The sequence below is a fragment of the Marinomonas epiphytica genome, assembly GCF_054780655.1.
In genome coordinates, this window is record NZ_BAAGVX010000037.1 from 1 (window position 1) to 503 (window position 503).

Here is a 503-nt window from a genome sequence, read left to right on the forward strand (position 1 = left end):
ATGACTTCTGGTGCATTTGCAAACACAGACGACAGCCCAATTGAACAAGTACGTACCGCTAAAGCAGGCGTTGATGCTCTTGCTAAAACTCTTGAGCTTCAAGGCGTAGCGGTAGATGCCAGCGTTAATCTAAACGGTGCACACACTTTCGCTGAAAAAGAAGCGGCTTACCAAGCTAAATATTCTGAGCTTCAAGCACAGTTTAATGCACTAAGCCAACAAAACTCTTAATCGCATTATTAATTGAATTTTAATTTAACGAATTAAACTGAATTGAAAGGAAAGAATATTATGAACACATTTAAAAAATCTGCCATCGCCCTTTTTGCTACTGCTGTTATGACTTCTGGTGCATTTGCAAACACAGACGACAGTCCAATCGAACAAGTACGTACTGCTAAAGCAGGTGTTGATGCACTAGCTAAAACTCTTGAGCTTCAAGGCGTAGCGGTAGATGCCAGCGTTAACCTAAGCGGTGCACATACTTTCGCTGAAAAAGAAGC

2 protein-coding genes are annotated in these 503 nt (G+C 41.4%); both read left to right on the forward strand.

Annotated elements, in window-relative coordinates; all coding sequences use genetic code 11:
* Window positions 1-231, forward strand: a 231-nt coding sequence (locus ACYVGZ_RS12425) for a hypothetical protein (protein WP_460756026.1), incomplete at its 5' end; no start/stop codon positions are given.
* Between the two features lie 60 nt (window positions 232-291).
* Window positions 292-503 (forward strand): hypothetical protein (locus tag ACYVGZ_RS12430; RefSeq protein WP_460756029.1); only part of this gene is annotated, 212 nt, incomplete at its 3' end.